24 protein-coding genes are annotated in these 25138 nt (G+C 64.3%); 13 read left to right on the forward strand and 11 right to left on the reverse strand.

All coding sequences use genetic code 11. From position 1 onward, the window contains the following. Positions 1 to 134: 134 nt before the first annotated feature. Complete coding sequence (locus sphantq_RS15245) at positions 135 to 2519, forward strand: TonB-dependent receptor (RefSeq protein ID WP_272798919.1); 2385 nt, start codon at positions 135 to 137, stop codon at positions 2517 to 2519. After that, a complete protein-coding gene (locus tag sphantq_RS15250) occupies positions 2519 to 3742 on the forward strand; it encodes a dipeptidase (protein WP_066600991.1) in 1224 nt (407 codons plus the stop codon). Before sphantq_RS15245 ends, sphantq_RS15250 begins: the two co-directional genes overlap by 1 nt. An 83-nt stretch (positions 3743 to 3825) precedes the next feature. On the opposite strand, the gene mmsB is transcribed toward sphantq_RS15250, so the two are convergent. The 3 genes from mmsB to sphantq_RS15265 form a co-directional block, all read right to left on the reverse strand. Next, on the reverse strand, positions 3826 to 4710 hold the full coding sequence (gene mmsB, locus sphantq_RS15255) for a 3-hydroxyisobutyrate dehydrogenase (protein WP_066600993.1): 885 nt from the start codon (positions 4708 to 4710) through the stop codon (positions 3826 to 3828). A 28-nt stretch (positions 4711 to 4738) separates the two neighbouring features. Beyond that, positions 4739 to 5827: an enoyl-CoA hydratase/isomerase family protein gene (locus sphantq_RS15260; protein ID WP_272798920.1), complete on the reverse strand. Its 1089-nt coding sequence runs from the start codon at positions 5825 to 5827 to the stop codon at positions 4739 to 4741. Positions 5828 to 5962: 135 nt separating this feature from the next. Further along, positions 5963 to 7102, reverse strand: coding sequence for an acyl-CoA dehydrogenase family protein (locus sphantq_RS15265; protein WP_272800242.1), 1140 nt, complete (start codon positions 7100 to 7102; stop codon positions 5963 to 5965). 153 nt (positions 7103 to 7255) lie between these two features. Here sphantq_RS15265 and sphantq_RS15270 point away from each other — a divergent pair, with 153 nt between their 5' ends. The 5 genes from sphantq_RS15270 to bluB all read left to right on the forward strand — a co-directional run bounded on the left by sphantq_RS15270 (position 7256) and on the right by bluB (position 11274). Continuing rightward, positions 7256 to 8149 (forward strand): LysR family transcriptional regulator, encoded by an 894-nt coding sequence (locus sphantq_RS15270; RefSeq protein WP_129925449.1) that lies wholly within the window; start codon positions 7256 to 7258, stop codon positions 8147 to 8149. An 80-nt stretch (positions 8150 to 8229) separates the two neighbouring features. Further along, entirely contained in the window at positions 8230 to 8859 is a 630-nt protein-coding gene (locus sphantq_RS15275; RefSeq protein WP_272798921.1) for a class I SAM-dependent methyltransferase, read from the forward strand. Positions 8860 to 8918: 59 nt separating this feature from the next. Beyond that, entirely contained in the window at positions 8919 to 9851 is a 933-nt protein-coding gene (locus sphantq_RS15280) for an ABC transporter ATP-binding protein (RefSeq protein ID WP_066601000.1), read from the forward strand. Further along, complete coding sequence (locus sphantq_RS15285) at positions 9848 to 10618, forward strand: ABC transporter permease (protein ID WP_129925410.1); 771 nt, start codon at positions 9848 to 9850, stop codon at positions 10616 to 10618. The genes sphantq_RS15280 and sphantq_RS15285 overlap by 4 nt, the downstream gene beginning before the upstream one ends. Next, positions 10615 to 11274, forward strand: coding sequence for a 5,6-dimethylbenzimidazole synthase (gene bluB, locus sphantq_RS15290; RefSeq protein WP_129925411.1), 660 nt, complete (start codon positions 10615 to 10617; stop codon positions 11272 to 11274). The genes sphantq_RS15285 and bluB overlap by 4 nt, the downstream gene beginning before the upstream one ends. Positions 11275 to 11305: 31 nt before the next feature. Here the strand turns inward: bluB and sphantq_RS15295 are convergent, their stop codons facing one another. The 5 genes from sphantq_RS15295 to sphantq_RS15315 form a co-directional block, all read right to left on the reverse strand. Continuing rightward, a complete protein-coding gene (locus sphantq_RS15295) occupies positions 11306 to 11626 on the reverse strand; it encodes a hypothetical protein (RefSeq protein WP_066605019.1) in 321 nt (106 codons plus the stop codon). A gap of 92 nt (positions 11627 to 11718) precedes the next feature. Then, entirely contained in the window at positions 11719 to 13029 is a 1311-nt protein-coding gene (locus tag sphantq_RS15300) for an MATE family efflux transporter (RefSeq protein ID WP_066605032.1), read from the reverse strand. 73 nt (positions 13030 to 13102) lie between these two features. After that, complete coding sequence (locus sphantq_RS15305; RefSeq protein ID WP_066601005.1) at positions 13103 to 14038, reverse strand: DUF808 domain-containing protein; 936 nt, start codon at positions 14036 to 14038, stop codon at positions 13103 to 13105. A gap of 106 nt (positions 14039 to 14144) precedes the next feature. Then, the gene (locus tag sphantq_RS15310; protein ID WP_129925412.1) at positions 14145 to 14378 is read right to left on the reverse strand and encodes a hypothetical protein; all 234 of its coding nucleotides are present in this window, start codon (positions 14376 to 14378) and stop codon (positions 14145 to 14147) included. Next, positions 14375 to 14707 (reverse strand): hypothetical protein, encoded by a 333-nt coding sequence (locus sphantq_RS15315; RefSeq protein WP_272800243.1) that lies wholly within the window; start codon positions 14705 to 14707, stop codon positions 14375 to 14377. Before sphantq_RS15315 ends, sphantq_RS15310 begins: the two co-directional genes overlap by 4 nt. 119 nt (positions 14708 to 14826) lie before the next feature. Here sphantq_RS15315 and sphantq_RS15320 point away from each other — a divergent pair, with 119 nt between their 5' ends. Continuing rightward, complete coding sequence (locus tag sphantq_RS15320; RefSeq protein WP_272798922.1) at positions 14827 to 15120, forward strand: plasmid stabilization protein; 294 nt, start codon at positions 14827 to 14829, stop codon at positions 15118 to 15120. Between the two features lie 177 nt (positions 15121 to 15297). Then, positions 15298 to 17451, forward strand: a complete 2154-nt coding sequence (locus tag sphantq_RS15325; RefSeq protein ID WP_272798923.1) for a TonB-dependent siderophore receptor — start codon at positions 15298 to 15300, stop codon at positions 17449 to 17451. Between the two features lie 114 nt (positions 17452 to 17565). On the opposite strand, the gene sphantq_RS15330 is transcribed toward sphantq_RS15325, so the two are convergent. Together sphantq_RS15330 and sphantq_RS15335 are read right to left on the reverse strand one after the other, a co-directional pair. Beyond that, a complete protein-coding gene (locus sphantq_RS15330) occupies positions 17566 to 18288 on the reverse strand; it encodes a GIN domain-containing protein (RefSeq protein WP_272798924.1) in 723 nt (240 codons plus the stop codon). Continuing rightward, positions 18240 to 19004 carry a head GIN domain-containing protein gene (locus sphantq_RS15335; protein ID WP_272798925.1) on the reverse strand — a complete coding sequence of 255 codons (765 nt, stop codon included), beginning with the start codon at positions 19002 to 19004 and terminating at the stop codon, positions 18240 to 18242. The genes sphantq_RS15330 and sphantq_RS15335 overlap by 49 nt, the downstream gene beginning before the upstream one ends. Positions 19005 to 19124: 120 nt before the next feature. On the opposite strand from sphantq_RS15335, the gene sphantq_RS15340 reads away from it, so the two are divergent. After that, positions 19125 to 20708 carry a M28 family metallopeptidase gene (locus sphantq_RS15340; RefSeq protein ID WP_272798926.1) on the forward strand — a complete coding sequence of 528 codons (1584 nt, stop codon included), beginning with the start codon at positions 19125 to 19127 and terminating at the stop codon, positions 20706 to 20708. 30 nt (positions 20709 to 20738) lie between these two features. On the opposite strand, the gene gloA2 is transcribed toward sphantq_RS15340, so the two are convergent. After that, positions 20739 to 21125: an SMU1112c/YaeR family gloxylase I-like metalloprotein gene (gene gloA2 / locus sphantq_RS15345; RefSeq protein WP_066601020.1), complete on the reverse strand. Its 387-nt coding sequence runs from the start codon at positions 21123 to 21125 to the stop codon at positions 20739 to 20741. A 190-nt stretch (positions 21126 to 21315) separates the two neighbouring features. Here gloA2 and hemB point away from each other — a divergent pair, with 190 nt between their 5' ends. From hemB to sphantq_RS15360, 3 genes are read left to right on the forward strand one after another with little or no spacing between them, the layout of a single operon-like run. Beyond that, entirely contained in the window at positions 21316 to 22311 is a 996-nt protein-coding gene (gene hemB / locus sphantq_RS15350) for a porphobilinogen synthase (protein WP_272800244.1), read from the forward strand. Then, positions 22311 to 24518: a fused MFS/spermidine synthase gene (locus sphantq_RS15355; protein WP_272798927.1), complete on the forward strand. Its 2208-nt coding sequence runs from the start codon at positions 22311 to 22313 to the stop codon at positions 24516 to 24518. The genes hemB and sphantq_RS15355 overlap by 1 nt, the downstream gene beginning before the upstream one ends. A 13-nt stretch (positions 24519 to 24531) precedes the next feature. Further along, positions 24532 to 25119 (forward strand): gamma carbonic anhydrase family protein, encoded by a 588-nt coding sequence (locus sphantq_RS15360; RefSeq protein ID WP_272798928.1) that lies wholly within the window; start codon positions 24532 to 24534, stop codon positions 25117 to 25119. Positions 25120 to 25138: the final 19 nt, after the last annotated feature.

Below are 25138 nucleotides of genomic sequence, written 5' to 3' on the forward strand. Positions count from 1 at the left end.
GGCACTTTCGTTTCACAAGGAAACTGAAGAATGATTTGGCGGGCGCAGCGATGCGTCCGTCCTTGTCGTCCGTGGGAGAGGTGCGGCGCCCATGCGCCCCCTGATCGGCTCGTTGTGAAACAGGGAGCCTTTGCATGTCCGTTATCTCGTCCATCCACCTTTCCTCGCGCGCGGCATTGCTGCTCGCCTGCGCCACCGGCGCGCTGAGCGCCGCCCATGCGCAGGAACCGGTCGGGAGCGATGAGGAAACCATCACCGTCACCGGCCGCCGCATCTCCCAGTCGGCCGACGCGATCGGCGAAGACAAGGTGAGCAATGTCGTGGCGGTCACGCGCGAAGCTTTGCTGTCGGCCCCGTCGGGCATTTCGGGCCTCAAGATGCTGGAGCAACTGCCCGGCTTCAACGTGCAGACCGACGGGGCGCTCGGCCTCTATGAATTTGGCAACAGCGTCCAGACTCGCGCCTTCAACCTCGACCAGATCGGCTTCGTGGTCGATGGCATCCCCACCGGCCGCAGCGACGCCTTTGGCGGCAGCCCGGTGTTCCGCTATGTCGACAATGAAAATCTGGGCGTGGTGGAGGCCGCGGTCGGCGCGGGCGACGTCGGCCTGCCCAGTTATTCGACGCTCGGCCCGGTCGTGCAATATAACAGTATCGCGCCGCAGGAAGAGATGGGCCTGTTCGTTTCGCAAAGCTTCGGCGATTTCGACATGAAGCGCACCTTCATCCGCGCCAGCACGGGCCAAGTCGGCCCGTTCCGCGCCTATCTCAGCCGCACCAAGCTGGACACCGACCTGTGGCGCGGCGAGGGCACGGTCGATCGCGAACATTGGGAAGGGATGGTCCACGCCGATCTGGGAGGCGACAGTTGGGCGCGCTTCAAATTCGTGTCGAACAAATTTTACGACTTCGATTCTCCGACGCTCAGCCGCAGCCAATATCTGACCGGGACCGACATCGGCGGCAAGAGCGGCCGGGATCGCGGCTATATCTCGGTCGTTCCCAACACCACGCCGGGCTTCGCGCCTGTCGCGGGCGGTCCCGCCTTCAGCAACGCCAACTATGCCTACACGAACACCCTCGCCATCAACGTGCGCGATGACAAGCTCTATGGCGGCACGGTCCATGCCGGCATCGCCGATGGAGTATGGGCCGAAGCGACCGCCTATTATGAGGATAAGGGCGGCTATGGCGTGTCGCCCGACACTTATGCCAACAGCCTGCTGCAATATCAGCGGCAGACGGCGGCGGGCATAGCGCTCAGCGCGCCCAAGGGCACGCAATATGGCCTGTCGACCGTGGGCGGCGAACGCTATGGCCTGACCACCAAGCTGCATTGGGAACTGGGCGTCCAGACGATCGAGGTCGGGCTTTGGGCCGAAGTCGATACCTATAACCGCACCCAAGCGCGTTACAACACGATCGACGGGTCGCCCGCCAGCGCGCCCAATCTGGACGATCTCGTCTATGTCCGCCGCAATTATCAATCGGAACGCAACACGACCCAGGCCTTCGTCAAGGACCGGATCGCGCTGCTGGACGACAGCCTGATCTTCGACTTGGGCGTCAAGGCGCTGAACATCGACTATCGCTACAGCGGCTATCGCGACTTCAACGATTATTACCGCAATGCCGGCACGACCGCCGCGCCGATTTGGGTCTCCGGCTGGGGTCCGCAGACGCTGCGCACCAGCTATAGCGACGGCTTCCTGCCGATGGCGGGCGTGCTGTACAAATTTGACAACCAGACCCAGATATTCGCCTCCTATGCGGAAAATATGGCGCTGCCCAAGGGGCTGGACGATGTCTTTTCCGTCTCCCTGAACAGCAGCGCGGCCGGCGTGCCTGCGCCTGCGCCGGAACGGTCGCAGAATTTCGAAGCGGGCATCCGCACCAACCAGGGGCAATTCTACGCCTCGCTGGCGGGATATTATACCAAGTTCAAGAACCGCATCCAGTCGATTGGATCGATCCTGCCCGGCACCACCAACGTCATCGAAACCTTCTTCCAGAATGTCGGCCGGGTCAGCGCCTATGGCGCGGAATTCAGCGGCACGTTCAAGCCGTCGGCGCTTAATGGCCTGGCCTATTTCAACCTCAACGCCACGTACAACATTGCGAAGTTCAAGGACGATATCGTCACCGCGACGACCACCTACCAGACCGACGGCAAATATATTCCCGACAGCGCCAAGTGGATCATCAACGGCGGCGTGACCATCGAACCGGCCAGCTGGCTGGTGGGCAACTTCTCCGGCAAATATACCTCGCGTCGCTGGTCGACCTTTGACAATTCGGCCGGGTCCAGCGTCAAGGGCTTCACCGTGTTCAGCGCCTATGTCGATATCGGCGACGGCTTCAGCCTGGGTCCGGTCAAGGGCATGAAGGCGCGGTTCAACGTCGACAATATCTTCGACAAGGATACGCTGTCCTATATCTCGCCATCGGTGACGGGCGACGGCTTCTTCCGCCCGCTGTCCCCGCGCACCTTCCAGTTCACCATTTCGGGCGAAATCTGATGCGGGCAAACTGGATGATGGGGGCGGCGCTTCTGGCGCTGCTCCCCGCCGTCGCACAGGCGCAAGATGTGCCGAAAAAAGTGTATCAGCTTCACCAGAAGCTGATCACCCTCGACAGCCATCTCGACACGCCGGCCTCGCTCGACCTGCCGGGTTGGTCGATCGACGAGGAACATGGCGTCCATAGCGACTATACCCAGGTCGATTTGCCGCGGATGAAGAAGGGCGGCCTGGATGGCGGTTTCTGGGCGATCTATACGGGGCAGGGACCGCTGACGGTCGAGGGGTTCCGCAAGGCGCGCGACTTCGCAATCCTGCGCGGCCTGTCGATCCGTACCATGGTGGCCGCCGACCCCGCCAATTTCCAGCTCGCGCTGGAGGCGAAGGACGCGGCGCCCATCGCGGCGGCGGGCAAGCGCATCGTCTATATGTCGATCGAGAACGCCTATCCGCTGGGCGAGGACCTGTCGTTGATCGACCTGTTCTACGACATGGGCGTGCGTGTGTCGGGCTTCGCCCATTTCGCGCATAACCAGTTCGCAGACAGCTCGACCGACCCGTCGAAAAAGCCGCGCTATGGCGGGCTTAGCCCGCTGGGCAAGGAATTGCTCAAGGAAATGAACCGGCTGGGTATCGTGCCCGACGCCTCGCACTCGTCGGACCAGGTGCTGGATGACCTGCTGGCGCTCTCGACCACGCCGGTCCTGCTGACCCATTCGGGGTGCAAGGCGGTCTATGACCATCCGCGCAATGTCGATGACGATCATCTCAAGGCGCTGGCGGCCAAGGGCGGCGTCATCCAGATGAACGCCTATGGCGCCTATCTGCGCGCGTCCAAGCCAAACCCGGATCGGCAGAAGGCGCTGATGGCGCTCTATGGCCAGATGCGCGAAGACGCCAAGGTCTCACCGGAAAAGCGCGCCGAACTGCTGGCCAAGCGGCAGGAGATCGACAGGCTCTATCCCGACACCGACAAGCCGACCTTTGATGATTTCATGGCGCACATGCTGCACGCGCTCAAGGTCGTGGGGCCGGATCATGTCGGCATCGGCCTGGACTGGGACGGCGGCGGCGGCGTCGTGGGCATGGAGGATGTGGTCGCCCTGCCCAAGATCACCGACGCGCTGCTCAAGGCCGGCTATAGCGAAGCCGACATCCAGAAAATCTGGTCTGGCAATGTCCTGCGCGTGCTCGCGGCGGCGGAAGCGGCGAAAGGGAAATAGAGTTCCGTTCGCCCTGAGCGAAGTCGAAGGGTCAGGCCGAGGGGAGCGAAGCCGCTTCGCTTCGCTCCGCCCGAAAGGGGGCGTTACTTCCCCTCCAGCATTTCAATCATCAGCGAGAAATCGCGCGCGCCTTCGCCCCGGTTTGCAAGCAACTGATAGAGCGCCTCGGCGGCGTTGCCCATCGGCACGCTGGCCCCGACCGAGGCGGCGGCCTCGGTCGCCAGCTTCAAATCCTTGAGCATCAGGCCGACCGCAAAGCCGCCCTGGTAGCCATTGTCGGCCGGGGTTTGCGGGCCGACGCCGGGGACGGGGCAGTAGCTGGTCATCGACCAGCTCTGGCCGGAAGAGACGCTGGAAATATCGTAGAAGGTCTGCGGGTCGAGGCCCAGTTTCTTCGCCATGGCGAAGCTTTCGCATGTGGCGACCATCGTCGCGCCCAGCAGCATATTGTTGCAGATTTTCGCGCCCTGGCCATTGCCTGCGCCGCCGGCATGGATCACCGCCTTGCCCATGGCGGACAGGATCGGCTTGGCCTTGGCGAAGGCCGCATCCGCGCCGCCGACCATGAAGGTCAGCGTGCCGCCATTGGCCGCCGCGATGCCGCCCGAAACAGGCGCGTCGACCATTTCGAATCCCTTGGCGACCGCCGCCTCGATCACCCGCCGCGCGGTGGCGACGTCGATGGTCGAACAGTCGAGGAAGAGCGCGCCGCGCTTGGCCGCGCCGAAAATCTCGCCGGCATAGACGCTCTCGACATGCTTGCCGGCGGGCAGCATGGTGACGACCGCATCGGCGCCGGTCACGGCGTCCGCGGCACTGGTCGCACGGACGGCGCCATGGCCTTCCGCCTTGGCCAATGCCTCTTCGGACAGGTCGAAGGCGCGCACGGCATAGCCGTTTTTCAGCAGGTTGGCGGCCATCCCGCCGCCCATATTGCCAAGGCCGATGAAGGCGATCGTCTGGGTCATGTTCCGGGCTTCCTCTTTCTTAATCTGGTCAGGCGGCGTCCGTGGCCACCGGCAGCGGCGTCCATTGCTTGTCCGCCGGCAGGGGCGCAAAGATCGCGTCGATCATCGCATCGCTCACCCCCTCCAGCGTGGCCGGATTCCATTGCGGCGCATTATCCTTGTCGAAAATCACCGCGCGCACCCCCTCGACGAAATCGGGGCGGCGGATGATCGCGCAGGCGAGGCCATATTCCATCGCCATATTGGCGGCGAAGTCGGTCTTGGCCGCGCCCTCGACCAACTGGCGCAGCGCCACCTTGATCGTCTGGGGCGATTTGGTGGCGAGCACCGTCAGTTGCTTGCCCGACCACTCGCCGCCGTCCGCCTGCAGCGCGGCGACGATCGCCTCCGCCTTGTCGGAGGCGAACAGCCGGTCGATGTCGGCGCGGTGCGCGTCCAGCTTAGATGGCGGCGGGGTTTCGCCATTTTCGTCCAATATCTCGTCCAGCCCCAGAGGGTCGGCCAGGATGCGGGCCTTGATCGCATCCAGCCTGTCCGAGGCGATATAATGGGTGGCGATGCCGACCGCGGCGCAATCCGCCCCGTCGATCCGCGCGCCCGTCGCCGCCAGCCAGGCGCCGACCCGGCCGGGCAGGCGCGGCAGATACCAGCCGCCGCCCACGTCGGGGAACAGGCCGATGCCGGTTTCGGGCATGGCGAAAGTCGTCCGCTCGGTCGCGACGCGATAGCGCGCGGGCAGCGACAGCCCCACGCCCCCGCCCATGACGATGCCATCCATGAACGCGACGATCGGCTTCCCATAGACGAACAGCACATGGTTCATTCGATATTCGACATGGAAGAAACGCTCCGCCTCGACGCAGTCGGCCTTGGCGCTGTTGGCGATAAGCGCGATGTCGCCGCCCGCGCAGAAGCCACGCGACAATTTGGGATCGCCATCGGCGGCGGGCAGATGATCGATCATCACCGCGACGACCGCATCGTCCTGCGCCCAGCCCAGCAGCGCGTCGTTGATCGCTGCGCACATCTCAGGCGTCAGGGCATGGATCGCCCTGGGCCGGTTCAGGCGGATGCGGCCGACGCCGTTTTCGATGATGGTCAGGACTTGGTCGGTCATTCTTATCTCCTTGCTCGCCCCTTGGGGGGAGCTGGAAGAGGGGGATCGCGCACAGGCCCCTCTCCAATTTCGCCTAGGCGCGTGCCGCGCCAAGGCTAAATATCCTCTCTCCCCCCAAGGGGGAGAGGATCGGGTTCAGCGCAACATATCCCGCGCCACGATCATCCGCATGACCTGGTTGGTGCCTTCCAGAATCGAATGGACGCGCAGGTCGCGCCAGATGCGTTCGATCGGATAGTCCATCAGATAGCCATAACCGCCATGCAGTTGCAGCGCGCGATCGACCACCGAGGATCCGGTGTCGGTGGCGAAGCGTTTCGCCATGGCGGCAAAGCGGGTCTTGTCGGGCGCGTTGTCCGTCACCTTCACGGCCGCGGCATAAAGCAGCGTGCGGGCGGCCTCCAATTCGGTCTGCATGTCGGCCAGGGTGAATTGGGTGTTTTGAAAATCCGCGATCGACTGGCCGAACTGCTTGCGATCCTTGGTATAGCGCACGCTCTCATCGATGCAGCGTTGCGCCCCGCCCAGCGAGCAGGCGCCGATATTGAGGCGACCGCCGTCCAGCCCCATCATCGCGATGCGGAAACCTTCGCCCTCCGCGCCGACCCGATTCTCCATCGGCACGCGGACGGCATCAAAATTGACCTGCGCGGTCGGCTGCGAATGCCAGCCGAGCTTGCGTTCCTGCGCGCCGAAGCTGACGCCCTCCATATCCTTTTCGATGACGAGGCAAGAGATGCCCTTCGGCCCGTCCTCACCCGTGCGGACCATGACGACATAGACGTCATTCTCGCCGCCGCCGGAGATGAACTGTTTGGAACCCGTTACGACATAATGATCGCCGTCCCGGACCGCCTTGGTCTTGAGCGCGGCGGCGTCCGATCCTGCGCCTGCTTCGGTCAGGCAATAGCTGGCCATGCGCGCCATGGGTACGAGATCGGGCAGATATTTGTCTTTCACCGCCTGGTTGCCGAACCGGTCGATCATCCAGGCGCCCATATTATGGATCGAGATGAAGGCGCTGGTGGACGGGCAGCCATAGGCCATCGCTTCCATGATCAGGGCGGATTCCAGCCGACCAAGGCCGATGCCGCCTGATTCCTCCGACACATAAATGCCGCCAAAGCCGAGGTCCGCCGCAGCCCGGATCGTGTCGCGGGGGAAGATATGCTTTTCGTCCCATTCCGCCGCATGGGGCGTGATCGCGTCGGCGGTGAAGCGCTGCGCCATCTCCTGAATGGCGCGCTGGTCCTCGGTCAGGTCGAACTGGGTCATGCTCTCCATACTCCGCCATCCTGTCCGGTGCGCCGATGATGGGCGTTGCGCAGCAGGATCGCTTTCTCGAACGCTTCTAGCAATGCCGCGTTATTGCAAGCAATGGCGAAGTTGTGCATGGACAGGCTGCAAATTTGCAGGATAGGCGCGCGCATGTTCGACTGGGACGATCTCAGGGTATTTCTGGCGGTCGCCCGCGCGCGCAAGGTTGCGCCTGCCGCCCGCGCGCTGGGCATCGATGCGACCACCATCGCGCGGCGGCTGGCACGGCTGGAAAAGGCGCTCGACGCCGAATTGTTCGAACTGGCTGCCGGGGAACGGACGCTGACGGCGCGCGGGCAGGCGCTGCTCCACCATGCAGAAGGCGCGGAAAGCGCGGCGCTGGCCGCACTGGAGGATGTGAAGGGGCAGGAGCATCGGCTGGCGGGGCAAGTGCGCCTGTCGGTGGCCGAAGGGTTCGGGACCTGGGTATTGGCGCCCGGCATGGGCGATTTCAACCGGCGGCATCCCGGCATCAGGCTGGATCTGGTGACGGCATCCGGTTTCCTCAACCCATCCAACCGTGAGGCCGACATGGCGGTGATGCTGGCGCGGCCGCAGCGTGGGCGGCTGACCGTGCGGCGGCTGGGCGATTATCGGCTGCATTTGTATGCGTCCCCCGCCTATCTGGCGCGGGCCGGCACGCCGGGCGTCCCGGCGGACCTGCGCGACCATGTGCTGGTCGGCTATGTGCCCGAATTCATCTTCTCGCCCGAATTGGATTATCTGGACGAGGTGGAGGCGGGGCTGGAGGCGGCCTTGCGATCGACCAGCATCATCATGCAGCAGCGGATGATCGCGGACGGCGCGGGGATCGGGGTGTTGCCCGACTTCATTGCGCGGCGCGACCCCGGCCTGACGGCGCTGATGGCCGAACGGGTGGAGATTACCCGCAGCTTCTGGCTGGTTATGCATGGCGACCTGCGCAAGCTGGCGCGGATCGGCGCGGTGGCCGACTGGTTGCAGGAACGGGTGGACATGCTGTCGGGCCAGCGCGATGCTGGATGACCTAAGCGAAAGGCAATCGACGCCGCCCCTTGTCCCCGCTAAGGGAGTCGCGATGGAAATAAAGCGGTCGCATTTCGCTTATGCAGCATAAGCCCAAGCGCAGTAGAGCGATCGCCCTGCCGAGCGGGGAATTTCGCGCCCGCGCCACCGAATATCTCGATTTCCTGACCGCCTGGGTCAAGAAACCGCGCCAGACGGCGTCGGTGGTGCCGTCGAGCCGCTATCTCGCCCGGTTGATGGTGGCGCAGATCGATCCGCTGGATGGTCGCGTGCTGGAACTGGGCGGCGGGACCGGGGTATTCACCCGCGCGATCCTGGAAACCGGCCTGCCGGCAGAAAAGCTGGAGGTGGTGGAGATTAATCCCGCCTTCGCGCGCGGGCTGCGCCGGCATTTTCCCCATGTGTCGATCCTGGAGACGCCCGCGCAGATCGTATCGACCGCGACGGCGGGCCAGGCGGGCGATTATCAGACCGTGGTCAGCGGTCTGCCTCTGCTGGCGATGGACCGTTACATGCACCATGATATCCTGACGGAATCCTTCCGGATGCTGCGGCCCGGCGGCAGCTTCGTTCAGTTCACCTATTCAATGCGCCCGCCGGTGAGCCGCGACGTGATCGACGCGCTGGGGCTGGACGTGGTGCGCGCAGGCCAGACAGTGCGCAATTTCCCGCCCGCGACCGTCTTCCGCTTTTCGAAGCGCGGCGAATAGGTTGCACTAAGCCATTCACCCCCTATCTTTGCCGCAACGCAAAAGGGGCAGAGCCATCCATGGCATCCATCATTGAGATCAAGGGCCTGACGAAACGCTATGCGTCGGGTTTCGAGGCGCTGAAGGGCGTCGATTTGACCATCGAGGAAGGCGAGATTTTCGCGCTACTGGGGCCAAATGGCGCGGGCAAGACGACGATGATATCGATCGTCTGCGGCATTGCGCGCGCCACCGGCGGCAGCGTGACCGTGGCGGGCCACGACATTGTGCGCGACTATCGCGGCGCGCGCACCGCGATCGGGCTTGTGCCGCAGGAATTATCCACCGACCAGTTCGAACGGGTGATCGACACGGTCAATTTCAGCCGCGGCCTGTTCGGCAAGCCCCGCAACGACGCCTATGTCGAGAAGGTGCTGCGCGACCTGTCGCTCTGGGACAAGCGCCACAGCAAGATATTGGAACTGTCCGGCGGCATGAAGCGGCGCGTGATGATCGCCAAGGCGCTGTCTCATGAACCGCGGGTGCTGTTCCTGGACGAGCCGACCGCAGGCGTCGATGTCGAATTGCGCCGGGACATGTGGAAGCTGATCGGCGAACTGCGCCAGACCGGCGTCACCATCATCCTGACGACGCATTATATCGAGGAGGCCGAGGAAATGGCCGACCGGGTGGGCGTCATCAACAAGGGCGAACTGATGCTGGTCGAGGACAAGACCGCGCTGATGAAGAAGCTGGGCAAGAAGACGCTGACGGTCGTGCTGGCCGAACCGATCGACGTGGTGCCCGCGGACCTTGCCGAATGGGGCGTCACGCTGGGCGGGGAAGGCCATGAACTGGACTATATCTTCGACACCCAGGCGGAGCGGACCGGGGTGTCGTCGCTGCTGCGCAAGCTGGGCGACCTGGGCATCGGGTACAAGGATCTGAATACAAGGCAGAGCAGCCTGGAAGACATATTCGTCAGCCTCGTCCATCAGGAGAAGGCCGCATGAGCCTCCAGAATCTGCGCGCCATCGCGTCCATTTATGCGTTCGAGCTGCACCGTTTCCGTCGCACGCTGCTGACCGGTCTGCTGGTCCCGGTCATCACCACCTCGCTCTATTTCGTCGTGTTCGGCGGGGCGATCGGGTCGCGCATGACGGAGGTGGACGGCATCCCCTATGCCGCCTTCATCGTGCCCGGCCTCATCATGATGGCAATGTTCACCGAAAGCATCTTCAACGCCAGTTTCGGCATCTATATGCCAAAATTCACTGGCACCATCTACGAACTTCTGTCCGCGCCGGTGTCCGCGACGGAGACGGTCATCGCCTATGTCGGCGCGGCGGCGACCAAGTCGCTGATCGTGGGGAGCATCATCTTCCTGACCGCACATATGTTCGTGGACGTGCCGGTCGCGCATCCTTTCGCCATGGTTGGCTTCATGCTGCTGATCGCGGTCAGCTTCTGCCTGTTCGGTTTCATCCTGGGGGTCTGGGCGCAGAGTTTCGAACAGTTGCAGGTGATCCCGCTACTGCTCATCATGCCGATGACCTTCCTGGGCGGCGCCTTCTATTCGGTCCATATGCTGGCCGAACCCTGGCGCACGATCACCCTGTTCAACCCGATCGTCTATCTAATCTCCGGCTTCCGCTGGACCTTCTTCGGCAAGGGCGACGTCGCGATCGGGCTGAGCCTGTTGTTCGTCGTGGGGATGCTGGTGGTCTGCATCAGCGTCATCGGATGGATGTTCCGTACCGGATATCGACTGAAGAAATGACGGCGGACGACGGCTTTGTGGCGCCGATCTTCGGCTCGGCGTTCGCCGCGGAACTGGAGACGCTGCTGCATTGGCGCCGCGACGTGCGCCATTTCGAGCGGCGAGCGGTGCGGGAAACCGACATGCGCGACCTGTTGCGCTGCGCCTGCCTGGCGCCGTCGGTCGGCAATGCGCAGCCCTGGCGGTTCATGCGCCTGCGTTCGGCCGCGATTCGCGCCACGTTGGCCGATCATATCGACGACGCCAGCGCCAGCGCTTCCGCCCGCTATGCCGATCCGGCGCAGCGCGACCGGTATCAATCCCTGAAGCTGCACGGGGTACGCGAAGCGCCCGAACTGATGGCGGTGTTCTGCGATGAAGCGCCGTCGGCCGGCCATGGCCTTGGCACCGCCACCATGCCCGAAATGTTGCGCTATTCGACGGTGCTGGCGATCCACAATCTGTGGTTGGCGGCGCGGGTGCGCGGGATCGGCGTGGGTTGGGTGTCGATATTGGAACCGCAGGCTGTCGCCGCCATGCTGGACGTCCCCGTCCACTGGTCGCTGATCGCCCTGCTTTGCATCGGCTATCCGGCCGAACAATGCTCGATACCAGAATTGGAGCGCCGCGGCTGGCAGGCGCGCGAGCCATGGCCGGACCGGCTGTTCGAACGCTAAAACCGACAGTCGCAGCGGCCGGATGCGAGGATCAGGCGGCGGCGCTTTCGGGCGCGACGGCGAACAGGGTCACACCCTTATATTTGTCGTCGCCGTCATTATAAAGGCCATACATCGCCTCGAACGGCTCATCGAGCACCTGTAGATCGGACAGACCGACCAGCTTGAATGTGCCGAGCTTCAACTCGCGCGGCGGGCGGCCGTCGCGGTCTGTCGTCACCGCGTCGATGAACAATTCGTCATGACGGGTGTAAAGGATGTGCGGGGCGAGGGTGACGACCATTTTATTATAGGTCACCTTCAGGCACTTCTGGAGCGCGATGGCTTCAAAAATCTCGGTCGGAGCTTGCATGATGTCGCTTCCCTGACCGATTTTGCCGATTCTTTCAATTGCTTTGTGCGCCGCACCATATCCTTTCCGTGCAATCAATACGATGGATCGTGTCAGGCCGGCGCCAATCTTAGCCGTTCGCGCAGCGTCCAGCGGCTGATGAGCAGTACGGCCACCACGCCCAGGCCGCTGGCGAGGCCCAGCCAGATGCCCAGCCCCTTCATGCCGAACGGGAAGGCGAGCAGAATGCCGACCCCGATGCCTACCACCCAATAGCCGATCAGCGCGAAGATCATCGGCACAGTCGTATCCTGCACCCCGCGCAGCACCCCTGCGCCCACCGCCTGCGCCGCATCGACCAGCTGGAACAGGGCGGCCACGGCCAGGAAACTGATGGCCAATGTCACGGTGCGCGCATTGGCGGGGTTGGACAGGTCGAGGAAAGCCGAAACCAGCGTGCGCGGCATGAAGATCAGCAGCGCGGCGGCGCAGACGGCAAAGCCGGTGCCGATCATCAGCGCCAGCCAGCCCGCCCGGCCGATGCCGGCGCGGTCCTGCCGACCATAGGCGATGCCGACCCGGATCGTCGCCGCCTGGCCGATGCCCATCGGCACCATGAAGACCAGCGCGGCAATCTGGATCGCGACGGCGTGGGCCGCGAGCGAATCGCGGTCGATCAGGCCCATCAGGAAAGCCGAGGCGTTGAACACGCTGGTTTCGAATCCCAGGGTGATCGCGATAGGCAGGCCCAGCGCCCAGACCTGCCGCTGCCGTTCGCGATCGCGGGTCCAGAAACGGCCCATCAGCCGATAGCGGCGGAATCGCCGGTCGATCAGGATGACGGCAAGCAGGCCGAAGAAGAGGAAGCAGGAAGACAGGGTGCTGGCCAGGCCCGCACCGAACAGGCCGAGCGACGGAAAGCCCAAATGGCCGAAAATCAGCGCCCAGCCCATCAAGACGTTGAAGGGAATGGCCCCCAGCATGACGATCAGGCCCCAAATCGGCCGTTCGAGCGCAGCGATGAAATTGCGCAATGTGGTGAAGCCCAAAAAGGGCAGCAGCGCCCATTGCAGGCCATGCATCAAATGCCCGGCCTCACGCGCCAGATCGGCGTCCTGCCCCATCGCCAGCAATATCGTTTCGCATTGCCACAGCAGCAGCCAGGCGGGAGCGACGAAGAAGAGCGCGGCACGCAGGGTCTGATGGACCGTTCGGCGCACGTCGCGCACGCTATGGCGGCGGCGGCCCCGTTCGCTCGCGATCAGGGGCGATGCGGCGGTGACCAGCCCCATGCCGAACAGCAGCAGCGCATGAAACAGGTTGATGGCCAGCGCCCCCGCGGCGACCGCTTCCGCTCCGATCCGGCCGAGCAACAGCAGATCGGTGGCCGCAATCGCCGACCAGGCGATATTGCCAGCGATCATCGGCAGCGCGAGCGCAATCAATGCGCCGGCCTCGATACGCCAGGGGGAGGGGTGGGTCACGTTTGCGGTGGGCTCAATGCTTCTTTGACGGCAACAGATGCAGCGCGCCAACAATGATCCCGCCGATCACCAGCCCGACGATCGCGCCGCCGATGGCGTTGACCAGCCAGTCGAGGAAGCCGCCGATCGCGGGCATGGCATGGGCCGCGCCCTCCGCGACATGATGGATCGCGCCGGGGATGAGGTCGAGGTGAAATTCATGCAGGCCATGGACGATCAATCCGCCGCCGACCCACAGCATCGCCGCGGTGCCGACCACAGACAGGATCGCCATCAGCACTGGCATCGCTTTCACCAGCGCGCGGCCCAGCGCCTGCGTGCCCGCGCCCTTTTTGGTGGCGAGATGCAGCCCGATATCGTCCATCTTCACGATAAGGCCGACGACGCCATAGACGCCTGCGGTGATGAGGATGGCGACGACCACCAGGATCAGCGCCTGTTCCCATACCGGCTCGGTCGCGACGGTGCCCAGCGAAATCGCCATGATTTCGCCGGACAGGATGAAGTCGGTGCGGATCGCGCTCGATACCTTCTGGTTTTCCAATTCGGCGGAACTGTGCGTCTCCACCACTTCCTGCGCAACATCATGGCCGCCCTGGACAGCCTCCAGCAGCTTTTCCACGGCCTCGAAACACAGGAACGCGCCGCCCAGCATCAGCAGCGGGGGCAGCAGCCAGGGCGCGACGGCGCTGATCAACAGCGCGGCAGGTAGCAGGAAGAGCAATTTGTTGCGCAGCGATCCCTTGGCGATCTTCCAAATGATCGGCAATTCGCGGTCGGGAGTCAGGCCCATTACATATTTGGGGGTGACGGCGGCATCGTCGATCACCACCCCCGCAGCCTTCGTTCCGGCGCGACCGGCCGCCGCCGCCACGTCGTCCAGCGACGTCGCCGTCAATTTGGCGATGCCCGCCACGTCATCGAGCAGCGCGATCAGACCCGAAGGCATAGATAATATATCCCCTGTTGCAGGCGGCGATGTCGCCCTTATGCCGCCTCATAAGGGGCGCGCGTCGGGGGAGCAATGGACTGCGTTCATGCTATAGGAGGGGGCCTCAGTAATTGCCGGGCGGGTCGCTGGCCGGGAAGGATTCGTCGGATTGTTCGTCCACCTTGTCCCATTCCCTGGACGATACGCCCTGTTGCGGCCCCGCATCGCGCACTACGCCCGATGAACCTACCGGGCCGCGATCGTCGGGCGCGGCGCCATCACCCATCCAGTCGCGCCATCCCTTGATTGCAAAGGCGCCAAGACCCGTGACGATGGCCAGTTTCAACAGCCCTTTCATATATCTTTCTCCTGCCCATGATGCAGATGAACCCAATCCGCGCGATCATGTCCCACCGCATCGGAAGTCAGCCTGATTTCGCCCTCTTCGTCCGATCCGCCGACTTCGTTCGGTTCGGCGGCAGGTTGCGCAATCGCCCAGCGCTCGCGTAGCGCGGCATCGATCATCGCGCCCCACATGCCCACATCGCCCGCTTCGCGCATCGCGGCATCCGGCTCCTTGAGGATCGCAAGGATGCTGGCGGCGTCCTCTATCCGGGCCTGCCATTCGCCGGGAGCCGCTGCGGCGAGGTGACGCGCCAGACGTTCGATGAGCGTGTGGTTTTCCATATCGATCGAACGCGCATCGGCGGTCGCCGTTCCGCTTGTTCGTGACGGTATCGCATCGATGTGAACCGGCATAGCGATGGCGTGTTGGAAGGGTGCGGGGACGACCAAGGAGATGGGTCATGCCTCAAGGGGACAAGAGCAGCTATACCGACAAGCAAAAGCGCAAGGCGCAACATATCGAGGAAGGTTATGAGGATCGCGGAGTGTCCAAGGACGAGGCCGAGCGCCGGGCCTGGGCCACAGTGAACAAGGAATCGGGCGGCGGCAACAAGTCCGGCTCCGGCCGGGGCAAGCCCGATACTCATGTCGCGTCGCGCAAGGGCGGAGCTGCATCGGCCGGACGACCTGCCACGGATCGTTCCGCTGCCGCAAAGAAAGGCTGGGAAACCCGGCGACGACGCGGCCATGGCTGATCTTTTGTGAGGCAAATGCGACGCTGTCGCAAAAAAGACGCGCAGATTGCTCAATCTGGCTCCAGATAATATTGCGAAACATTATTAATAACATTATTGCAACCCGTCACGGATGCCGTCGCGGCTTTGGAGTCTATCCATCGCTGAGGGCCGGCACCGCAAGATCGGGGGCTTTAGATGATTCGCAGATATTCTCTCTTCCTGACCGCGTCGCTGGCCGGCGTCGCCGTCATGCCGGCCACGGCGCAGGCGCAAGTGGCGGCCGACGCTGCGCCGCCGGAGGAGCAGATCATCGTCACCGGCGCATACACGCTGCCCGACAAGATCGACACCGCCACAGGGCTTGGCCTGACGGTTCGGGAAACGCCGCAGTCTGTAACCATCCTGACCGCTCAACGCATTATCGACCAAAATCTGGTCACCGCCGCCGATGTGTTGCGCAATGGAGTCGGCATATCGGTCAACAATCTCGACGATCTGCGCAACCAGTTTTATGCGCGCGGTTTTGAAATTCGCAATTTCCAATATGACGGCATTCCGCTGGCCTGGACCCTGGCGGGCGGCGCGGGCGAAACCAGCACGGACGTCTCCGTCTATGAACGGGTGGAGATCGTGCGCGGCGCAACCGGCCTGCTGACCGGCGCGGGCGACCCGTCGGCGTCGATCAATTTCGTGCGCAAACACGCCGACGCCACCGACCTGACCGGCTATGTCAACGCCAGCTATGGCAGTTGGGACCGCTGGCGCGTATCGGGCGATGTCAGCACGCCAATCACAGCCGACGGCCGGATCCGCGCGCGCGTGGTCGGCCGCTACGAGCAGGGCGACAGCTATATCGACCGATTCAGCGACAAGCGGATCATTCTCTATGGCGTCGTCGACGCTGATCTGACCGACAATACGCTGGTCCGCGCCGGGATCAGCCATCAGGACACCAATCGCGATTCGCCGTCCTGGGGCAACCTGCCGACCTTCTACGCCGATGGCACGCTCACCGACTGGTCACGTTCGAAGAGCACGACCGGGGACTGGACCTATTGGAACACGATCAACCAGAATATCTTCGCGACGATCCGCCAGGAGATCGGCGAACACTGGACGGTCACCGCCAATTATAATCGCCTGAAAAATGCCGAAAAGGCGCAACTCCTCTATTTGTCGGGGGCCGTCGATAAGGCGACCGGCACCATCCAATACGCCTTCCCCTACAAGGATCATGGCGAAAGCATCCAGAATGCCTATGATGTTCAGGTCAAGGGCAGCGTCAACCTGTTCGGCCGCGACCATGAAGTCGTACTGGGCGGGATGAAGAGCATCCAGAAACGCTTTACCGACAGCTTCAGCGCGCTGGCATTCCCCACCGGGCCGAATTTCGTCGCGGAAACGGGCGCGGCCTATGAGAATCCGGGTTTTTCGACCACGGCGTTTCGCGCGGTCGAGGAAAAGATCACGCAGAGCGGCGTCTATGGCGCGGTCCGCCTGAACCTGGCCGACCAGTTCAAGCTGATCGGCGGCGGCCGCCTGGCGACGTGGAGGCAGAAAGGGCTGAGTTATGGCGTCACCAGCGATTATGGCGACAAGAATGTGTTCATTCCCTATGTCGGCGCGCTCTTCGACGTCACCCCCAGCCATCGCCTCTATGCCAGCTATACCAGGATATTCCAGCCGCAGAGCGCGCTCGACGCCAATCTGCGGCAACTCGATCCGCTGGAGGGCAACGCCTATGAAATCGGCTTGAAAAGCGCCTTTTTCGACGAGAAGCTGCAAACCTCGATCGCCCTGTTCCGTATCGAGCAGGACAATCTGGCCCAGGTCGATCTGACCGCGCCGCCGATCACGCCGCCCGGCGGCCTGCCGCAGCAACCCTCGATCGCGATCGACGGCACGCGGAGCGAGGGTTTCGAATTCGAAGTCAATGGCAGCCCGCTGGAGAACTGGAACCTCAATTTCGGCTATAGTCAGTTCAAGGCGAAGGATTCCGATGGCGATGCCGTATCGGTCAATCAGCCGCGCAAATTGCTCAAGCTGTTCACCACTTACACCTTCCCGGACATCCTGTCGGGCTTCACTTTCGGCGGCGGCGTGAATTATCGCAGCAAGGCCTATTCGGCGGGCCTCAATACGGTCACCGGCGCTCCGTTCAACTTCCAGCAGGATGGCTATGCCCTGGTCAGCCTGATGGCGCGACTGGCCGTGAACGAACAGCTTTCGGTCCAGGCGAATCTGGAGAATCTGACCGACAAGACCTATTTCGCGCAGATCGGTTTCTACGATCAATATCGCTACGGTCCGCCGCGCAATGTCACGATCAGCGCAAATTATCGGTTCTGATCGACCGCGAATGACAGACATGGACGGCCGGGGGAGCGATCCTCCGGCTTTTTTGGTCATCGACCAAAGGTCGGGCGCGCATCCAATGCCGCGCTTGTCGACGGCGAACCCCTGCTAGAAGTTCTCGCCGCCACATCGCACGCGGCCGGTGCCGCGATTATCGACGGTGCAGGCGGCCTTGCCGGTGATGGTGACGTCGCCCGATCCTGACGTCGTCACCTTCGCGGTAACGTCGGCGGTCAGGGTGCTGCTGCCCGGTCCTTCGTTGCTGATGCTGGCCTGGCGCGCGATCAGCGGCTCGGCCGCCAGCGCGCCGGGACCGTTGACGCGGATATTGGCGACGCCGGTGCGCCCGGCCATCGTCACCCGGCCGCCGCCCGACAGCGTTAGGTCGATCCGGTCCAATTCGACTTTCGCGACATTGATATCGCCATTGCCGCCGAGCACGATCTGCCCCAGCAATCCTTTCATGCGATCGATCGATATCGAGCCGCCGCCGGTCAACACGATCCGTTCGACCATGCCGGTGGACAGGCGCAGCGTGGCCGCGCCGCCGCTCTTTTCGCCCGGCCGCGCCCGGTCCATGCCAATGGTGAGCAGCCGGCCCGACACGTCGACCTTCAGCCGGTCGAGCGCGCTCTGGTCGCCCTCCGCCCGCGCCGATGCGCCTGCGCCGGTGGTCAGGATGACGGTGACGGGCGCATCCACGCGGATCGCGTCAAAGCTGGTGATGGTGTAGCCGCGTGTCGCGGCACTAGCGGGCGCGGCGAGGAGCAGCGCGGTCGCCGTCAGGGTGCGCAACGCGCTTCGCCCGGTCCTACGCCGCTTGTCGTACATTGCGCCTTGCCCTTCACCTTCACGTCGCCCGGACCCATGATGCTGATAGCAACCCTGCCGTCGGAGGCAATGTCGATGTCGCCCGCGCCCAGGATCGACAGGTCCGCCGTGCCGACCTTCAGCGCTTCGGCGTTGATGTCACCCGCGCCGGTGATCGACATTTTCGCCGTGTCGGCGGCGCCCGCAATCTTCACCGATCCCGCGCCGGTGATGTCGGCGCTCAGCGTCTTGACCGCCACCGTGCCGATGCGGAAATCGCCCGCGCCGGTCAGGGACAGGTCCAGCCGGTCGCCCTGCGCCTTGTCCAGGTCGAAATCGCCTGCGCCTGTTAACGCGGCGGCGGCGATGGCGGGCATCGTCACATGAACCGTGGCCCCCTTGTCCCCATCCTTGCGGCCCCAGCTCCAGTCGCCCTTGGACTTCCGGCCGATCACCAGCTTGCCATCCTTGACCCGGATATCGAGGTCGGCGACCGCCCTGGCATCGCCGTCCGCCTTCACCGCAAAGCCGCTGCCGATGGTGACGGCGACATTGTCCGGGCCGGTCGCGTCGATTTCCGTGAAATCCCTGAGCGTCGCCCAATCTTGCGTGCTGCGGGCCACTTCGTCGGCAGCGGGCGATTCGTCGGTGCGCGAACAGGCGGTGGTGGACAGCGCAATGGCGGTCAAGGCCATGCCGGTCAGGGCCAGCGTCAACAGGGGCAAGGGGCGGGGCATCACAATCTCCTCATCGTGTGTTGCTTGAGCAATACACGTTGTCCGTGGCGGTTCCAAGCCCCTTGTTCGTCGAACGGGTTCAGGCATGATAGATGACTGAAATTACGGAGTGTCCCGTCCATGCGCCTTTCCCTTCTCGCTCTTCCCCTGCTCGCGATGATCGCCGCAACCCCCGTCAGCGCGGCGCCGGAGGGGGACGCCGGCGCGCGCTGGTGGGCGCATGTCCAGGCGCTGGCCAATGACGGGATGGAAGGGCGCGGCACCGGCACGCCGGGCTATGATCGCGCGGCCGACTATGTGATCGCCCAGTTCAAGGCATTGGGCCTGAAACCCGCGGGGATCGACGGCTACAAGCAGCCGGTCGCCTTTATCGAGCAGGTGATCCTGGCGGACCAGAGCCGCGCGTCGCTGGTCGGGCCGCAGGGCGAAACGGCGCTGGCGGTGCCGGGCGACCTGATCTTTTCCGGGAGCGGCGGCCCGGTGCCCGAAAGCATCGACGCGCCGATGGTGTTCGCCGGCTATGGCCTGCACCTGCCCGAAGCGGGGCATGACGATTTCGCCGGGCTGGACCTCAAGGGCAAGATCGTCGTCGTGCTGTCGGGCGGCCCGTCCACCATTTCCGGCGCGCTCAAGTCCCATGCCCGTTCCGAACGCGCGCATTGGCTGGCCGAGCAGGGCGCGCTGGGCCTCATCACGCTGGTCACGCCCAAACAGGTGGAGATTCCGTGGGTCCGCCGGGTGGCGCTGGCGGGCGCGCCCGCGCTCTATTATGCCGACGCGACCCTGCGCGAAACGCAGACGCCTTTCCTTGGCGCGCAGGTCGATCCCGCCAAGTCGGCGCAATTCTTCGCCGGGACGGACAAGGATTTCGCTGCGATCGCCGCCGCGGCCGACGCCTCCGCCGCGGTCGCCAGCTTCCCGCTCGCGCTGCGTTTCAAGGCGCAGGTGGCCGCCAAGCGCCGCGACCTGTCGTCGCCGAACCTGATCGCCCTGTTGCCGGGCAGCGATCCGAAATTGCGGCCGGAGCATGTCGTGCTGTCGGCGCATCTGGACGGCTATGGCGTGGGCACGCCGATCAAGGGCGACGCCATCTATAATGGCGCGTTCGACAATGCATCGGGCGTCGCCAGCCTGCTGGAGATCGCGAAGGCGCTCAAGGCCAGCAAGGTGAAGCCCAAGCGGTCGATCCTGTTCGCGATCGTCACTGCGGAGGAGAAAGGGCTGCTGGGCGCGCGCTATTTCGCGCGGCGGCCGACCGTGCCGCAGTCCAGCATCGTCGCCGACCTGAATTTCGACATGGCGCTGCCGATCTTCCCGCTGACCAGCGTGACGCCGATCGGCTATGACCAAAGCTCGCTCGGCCAGGATGCGGCGGCGGTGAGCGCGCAGATGAACCTGCCGATCACGCCCGATCCCTTCCCCGATCGCAACGTCTTCATCCGGTCCGACCAATATGCCTTCATCCGCGAAGGCATTCCGGCGCTCTTCTTCAAATATGGGTTCAAGGCCGGCACGCCGGAGGCAAACGCCGAAAAGGCATGGCGGGCGAACCTCTATCATTCGCCGTTCGACGATCTGAACCAGCCAGTCATGCCTGCCGAAAGCGCGAAGCTGAACGCCTATGTGACCGCGGTCACGCTGCGCGTCGCCAATGCGCGTCCGGCGTGGAATGACGACAGTTTCTTCAAGCGGTTCGCGAAATAAGCCACCTGCTCCCTCGAAGGCGGGAGCACGTCAGCTTTTTACCTGCTCATAAAGTTCGAGCGGCAGACCGTCGGGGTCGGCGAAGAAGGTGAAGCGCTGGCCGGTATATTCGTCGATGCGGATCGGTTCGCATCGGACCCCTGCCGCGTCGAGCCGCGCCACCTCCGCGTCGATGTCCGCGACCGTGAAAGCCAGGTGGCGCAGCCCGCAGGCTTCCGGGCGGCTGGGCCGGGCTGGGGGCGCGGGGAAGGAGAAAAGCTCGATCTGCGCATTGCCCGCGTCGAGATCGCATTTCCACGATCGCCGCTCGGCGCGCCACACTTCGCGGATGACGGGCAGGCCCAATATGTCGCGATAGAAGGCGCGCGAACGGTCATAGTCGGAACAGATGAGGGCGATGTGATGGATGGCGCGCATCCATCGCTCATAGGCGATGGCTGTGCGGCGCGCCAGTTTCGATCGGTTCAGGCGACGCGGCGCTGCTGCCCGACGTCGAACAGCCAGGCTTCCGCTTCCTCCACCGAGGCGAATATCTCGGCGTCGTCGCGCACGCTATGGGCAATGTGCCCCGCTTGATCCCTTGGCTCACGCCGCCTACACCCGCGCCATGACCTACGCACCCTATCCGGCGCTGCGCCTGCGCCGCACCCGCGCCTCGGCCTGGAGCCGGGCGATGCACGCTGAAAACCGCCTGTCGCCCAGCGATTTCCTCTGGCCGCTGTTCGTCACCGAAGGGGCCGGGGTGGAAGAGCCAATCGCTGCGCTGCCCGGCGTGTCGCGCTGGTCGGTGGATCGGATGGTGGAACGGGCGAAGGAAGCGCGCGCCGCGGGCATCCCCTGCCTCGCCCTGTTCCCCAACACGCAAGCGCAGCGACGCAGCGACGACGGGGCCGAAGCGCTCAATCCCGACAATCTGATGTGCCGGGCGATCCGCGCGATCAAGGACGCGGTGCCTGATATCGGCGTGCTGACCGATGTGGCGCTAGACCCCTATACCGCCCATGGGCAGGACGGGTTGCTGGACGACACGGGCTATGTCCTGAACGACGCGACGATCGACGTGCTGATCGGCCAGTCGCTCAACCAGGCGGCGGCGGGCGCGGACATCATCGCGCCCAGCGACATGATGGACGGCCGCGTCGGCGCGATCCGCGCGGCGCTGGAACAGGACGGCCACCCCAATGTCCAGATCATGGCCTATGCCGCCAAATATGCGAGCGCCTTTTACGGTCCGTTCCGCGACGCGGTGGGATCGCGCGGGTTGCTGAAGGGCGACAAGAAAAATTACCAGATGGACCCGGCCAATGGCGAGGAAGCGTTGCGCGAAGTTGCGCTCGACCTGGCGGAGGGGGCGGACAGCGTGATGGTGAAGCCAGGCCTGCCCTATCTGGATATCGTCGCGCGGGTGCGCGATCGCTTCGCCGTGCCGGTCTTCGCCTATCAGGTGTCGGGCGAATATGCGATGATCGAACATGCCGCCGCCGCCGGAGCGGGGGACCGCGATGCGCTGATCCTGGAAACGCTGATGGCGTTCAAGCGGGCGGGATGTTCGGGCGTGCTGACCTATCACGCGCTCCACGCGGCCAGGCTGCTGGGGGCCTGATGCGGATCGGAACCCGCCCGCGCTTCGTCGTCACGATCTGCGCGGGCTCGTTTCTGCTCTTCCTGGTCCAGCCGATGATCGCCCGCATGGCGTTGCCGCGCCTGGGCGGCGCGCCGTCGGTGTGGAATTCGGCCATGTTGGTTTATCAGGTGCTGCTGCTGGGCGGCTATGCTTATGCCCATATGCTGGGGCGTTTCCCGGCGCGGCGGCAGGCGCTGATCCACCTTAGCCTTTTCCTGGTCGCCGCCATCTTCCTGCCGATCGGCCTGATGGGCTGGCAACCGCCGCAGGACATGGAGCCGGCGCTGTGGGTGCTGTGGCTGCTGGCCGCGTCGATCGGCCCGCTGTTCTTCGTCGTCGCGGCGCAAGCCCCGCTGCTGCAACGCTGGTTCGCGCTGGCGGACGGGCGCGATCCCTATCCGCTCTATGCCGCGTCCAACCTCGGCAGTTTCGCGGGGCTTATCGCTTATCCCCTGCTGGTCGAGCCGTTGCTGACTTTGAAGGCGCAAAGCCTCCTCTGGTCGCTCTGCTACGGCGCGCTGTTCTTCCTGGTCTATGCCAGCGCCCGCCGCCTGCCGCCTGGCGGCGCGGGCGAAGTCACGGCGCAGGCGAGCGATGCGCCGCGGCCCGACGGGCGCAGGATGCTGCACTGGATGGCGCTGGCGGCCGTGCCGTCTGGCCTGATGATGTCGACCAGCCTCTACCTCACCACCGACATCGTCGCGATGCCGCTGCTCTGGGTGCTGCCGCTCGGCCTTTATCTGCTCAGCTTCACGGTCGCCTTTGCGGCGCGGCGCGGCGCGGCCGACTTCAGCATCCTGATCGCGCCGCTTATACTGCTCATCGGCGCGTGCATCGCCTTTACCGGCGGCATCCATTTCCCGGTTTTCATCGCGCTGGGCATTCTGGCGGTCCTGTTCGTCGTCGCCATCGCGCTCCATGCGCGCCTCTACGACCTGCGGCCCGAACCGGCCCATCTCACCCGCTTCTACCTGCTGATGTCAGTCGGGGGCATGGTCGGCGGGTTGTTCTGCGCGCTGCTGGCCCCGCTGATCTTCGACTGGACCTATGAATATCCGATCCTGCTGATCGCCGCGGCGCTGTTGCTGCCGGCGCGCAAAGCGACGCTGCGCCTGCCTCAGCTGCTGTGGGAAGATGCGCGTCGCCGCGTCTGGCTCGCGCCGCTCATGCTGCTGCTGGGCCTGGCGCTGTCGATGGTGGGCGGCGGGCTGGCCCTGGGCGACGCCACGCCGCCGCTGGTCAAATCGCTCAGCTTCTGCGCGATCATCGTGATGGCGATCCTGACGCTGGGCCAGCGGTTCATGACCGCGGCGATGCTGGTCTATCTGATGCTGTGCCTGAGCGGCTGGGAAAAACTGTCCCAGTCGGCCAGCGGGATGCTGACGCGCAGCTATTTCGGCGTCTATGGCGTCGCCAATAAGAGCGCGACCGAACGTATCCTGTTCCACGGCACGACATTGCACGGCGTCCAGAATCTGGAGCCAGGCCGTGAACGCGACCCGACCAGCTATTATGCGCCCAAGTCCGGTGTCGGGCTGGCGCTGGGCCATGCGCCGGACCTGTTCGGGGGCAAAGCCCGGATCGACGTTGTCGGACTGGGGGCGGGGACGCTTGCCTGCTATGCGCGCCCCGGCCAAACTTGGCGTTTCTACGAAATTGATCCGGCCATTGTCGCGATCGCGCGCGATCCAGCCGATTTCAGCTTTCTGGCGCGGTGCCAGCCGCGCGCCGACATCGTTATCGGCGACGCGCGCATGACGCTGGCGCGTCAGCCGGCGGGCGGTGCGGACATAGTGGTGATCGACGCCTTCTCGTCCGATTCCATCCCGATGCATCTGCTGACGCGCGAAGCGATGGCGATCTATGGCCGCCGCCTCGCGCCGGGCGGGCTGCTGCTGATCCACATTTCCAACCGCTATCTCGACCTGCGGCCGGTTGTGGCGGGCGATGCGATGGCTGGCGGCTGGCACGCGCGTCTGCGCCATTACAAGCCCGCCAAGCGCGACGCCGCGCGTCGCTACGCCGCATCGATTTGGGTCGCCCTGTCGCGCGATCCGTCGCAACTGGACCGGCTGGCGCGTGTGTCGGATGGCGAAACATGGCGATGGCTTAATCCAACGCCCGGTTTTTCCGCCTGGACCGACGATCATGCCAGTATCCTGCCGGTATTGAAGATCAGACCATGAGAGGAGAGCCATAATGGCCGCTACCGAGTATCCAGATGTCAGCATCATCCCCTTCAACGGCAAGGCGCCGGTCATCCACCCCAGCGCATTCGTCGCGCCGGGATGCCGCATCATCGGCGATGTCGAGATCGGCGAGGACGCCAGCATCTGGTATAATTGCGTCATCCGCGGCGACGTGAACCGGGTGCGGATCGGCGCGCGGAGCAACGTCCAGGACGGCACCGTGATCCATTGCGACAACCCCGGCGACCGCGCCGATGGCCGTCCTTCCGACGGTTGGCCCGCGATCATCGGTGACGATGTGCTGATCGGCCATATGGCGATGATCCACGGCTGCGTGTTGCAGGATCGCGCCTTTGTCGGCCTGGGGGCTGTCGTGATGAGCGGCTGCACAGTCGAAAGCGACGCGATGCTGGCGGCGGGCGCCTTGCTGTCGCCTGGCAAGACGGTGCTGCACCGTCAGCTTTGGGCCGGCCGTCCCGCCAAATATATGCGTGACCTGTCCGATGCCGCGCTGATCGACATGCGCGAGGGCGTGGATCATTATGTCCATAGCGCCAAAGCGCATAAGGGCGCGGTCAGGGCGATCGGGAACGCATAGCGGCGGCGGTTACTGGCCC

The organism is Sphingobium sp. AntQ-1, assembly GCF_028538045.1.
Taxonomy (GTDB): domain Bacteria; phylum Pseudomonadota; class Alphaproteobacteria; order Sphingomonadales; family Sphingomonadaceae; genus Sphingobium; species Sphingobium cupriresistens.

Bases quoted from the DNA above. Each gene is read 5' to 3' on its own strand.
- sphantq_RS15285 (WP_129925410.1), top strand. From the start codon at position 9,848: ATGAGCCTCCAGAATCTGCGCGCCATCGCGTCCATTTATGCGTTCGAG.
- sphantq_RS15300 (WP_066605032.1), bottom strand. From the start codon at position 13,029: ATGATCGCTGGCAATATCGCCTGGTCGGCGATTGCGGCCACCGATCTG.
- sphantq_RS15360 (WP_272798928.1), top strand. From the start codon at position 24,532: ATGGCCGCTACCGAGTATCCAGATGTCAGCATCATCCCCTTCAACGGC.
- sphantq_RS15320 (WP_272798922.1), top strand. From the start codon at position 14,827: ATGCCTCAAGGGGACAAGAGCAGCTATACCGACAAGCAAAAGCGCAAG.
- bluB (WP_129925411.1), top strand. From the start codon at position 10,615: ATGACGGCGGACGACGGCTTTGTGGCGCCGATCTTCGGCTCGGCGTTC.
- gloA2 (WP_066601020.1), bottom strand. From the start codon at position 21,125: ATGCGCGCCATCCATCACATCGCCCTCATCTGTTCCGACTATGACCGT.
- sphantq_RS15310 (WP_129925412.1), bottom strand. From the start codon at position 14,378: ATGAAAGGGCTGTTGAAACTGGCCATCGTCACGGGTCTTGGCGCCTTT.
- sphantq_RS15280 (WP_066601000.1), top strand. From the start codon at position 8,919: ATGGCATCCATCATTGAGATCAAGGGCCTGACGAAACGCTATGCGTCG.
- sphantq_RS15330 (WP_272798924.1), bottom strand. From the start codon at position 18,288: ATGTACGACAAGCGGCGTAGGACCGGGCGAAGCGCGTTGCGCACCCTG.
- sphantq_RS15250 (WP_066600991.1), top strand. From the start codon at position 2,519: ATGCGGGCAAACTGGATGATGGGGGCGGCGCTTCTGGCGCTGCTCCCC.
- mmsB (WP_066600993.1), bottom strand. From the start codon at position 4,710: ATGACCCAGACGATCGCCTTCATCGGCCTTGGCAATATGGGCGGCGGG.
- sphantq_RS15245 (WP_272798919.1), top strand. From the start codon at position 135: ATGTCCGTTATCTCGTCCATCCACCTTTCCTCGCGCGCGGCATTGCTG.
- sphantq_RS15355 (WP_272798927.1), top strand. From the start codon at position 22,311: ATGCGGATCGGAACCCGCCCGCGCTTCGTCGTCACGATCTGCGCGGGC.
- sphantq_RS15265 (WP_272800242.1), bottom strand. From the start codon at position 7,102: ATGACCCAGTTCGACCTGACCGAGGACCAGCGCGCCATTCAGGAGATG.
- sphantq_RS15305 (WP_066601005.1), bottom strand. From the start codon at position 14,038: ATGCCTTCGGGTCTGATCGCGCTGCTCGATGACGTGGCGGGCATCGCC.
- hemB (WP_272800244.1), top strand. From the start codon at position 21,316: ATGACCTACGCACCCTATCCGGCGCTGCGCCTGCGCCGCACCCGCGCC.
- sphantq_RS15315 (WP_272800243.1), bottom strand. From the start codon at position 14,707: ATGGAAAACCACACGCTCATCGAACGTCTGGCGCGTCACCTCGCCGCA.
- sphantq_RS15325 (WP_272798923.1), top strand. From the start codon at position 15,298: ATGATTCGCAGATATTCTCTCTTCCTGACCGCGTCGCTGGCCGGCGTC.
- sphantq_RS15335 (WP_272798925.1), bottom strand. From the start codon at position 19,004: ATGCCCCGCCCCTTGCCCCTGTTGACGCTGGCCCTGACCGGCATGGCC.
- sphantq_RS15270 (WP_129925449.1), top strand. From the start codon at position 7,256: ATGTTCGACTGGGACGATCTCAGGGTATTTCTGGCGGTCGCCCGCGCG.
- sphantq_RS15340 (WP_272798926.1), top strand. From the start codon at position 19,125: ATGCGCCTTTCCCTTCTCGCTCTTCCCCTGCTCGCGATGATCGCCGCA.
- sphantq_RS15275 (WP_272798921.1), top strand. From the start codon at position 8,230: ATGCAGCATAAGCCCAAGCGCAGTAGAGCGATCGCCCTGCCGAGCGGG.
- sphantq_RS15260 (WP_272798920.1), bottom strand. From the start codon at position 5,827: ATGACCGACCAAGTCCTGACCATCATCGAAAACGGCGTCGGCCGCATC.
- sphantq_RS15295 (WP_066605019.1), bottom strand. From the start codon at position 11,626: ATGCAAGCTCCGACCGAGATTTTTGAAGCCATCGCGCTCCAGAAGTGC.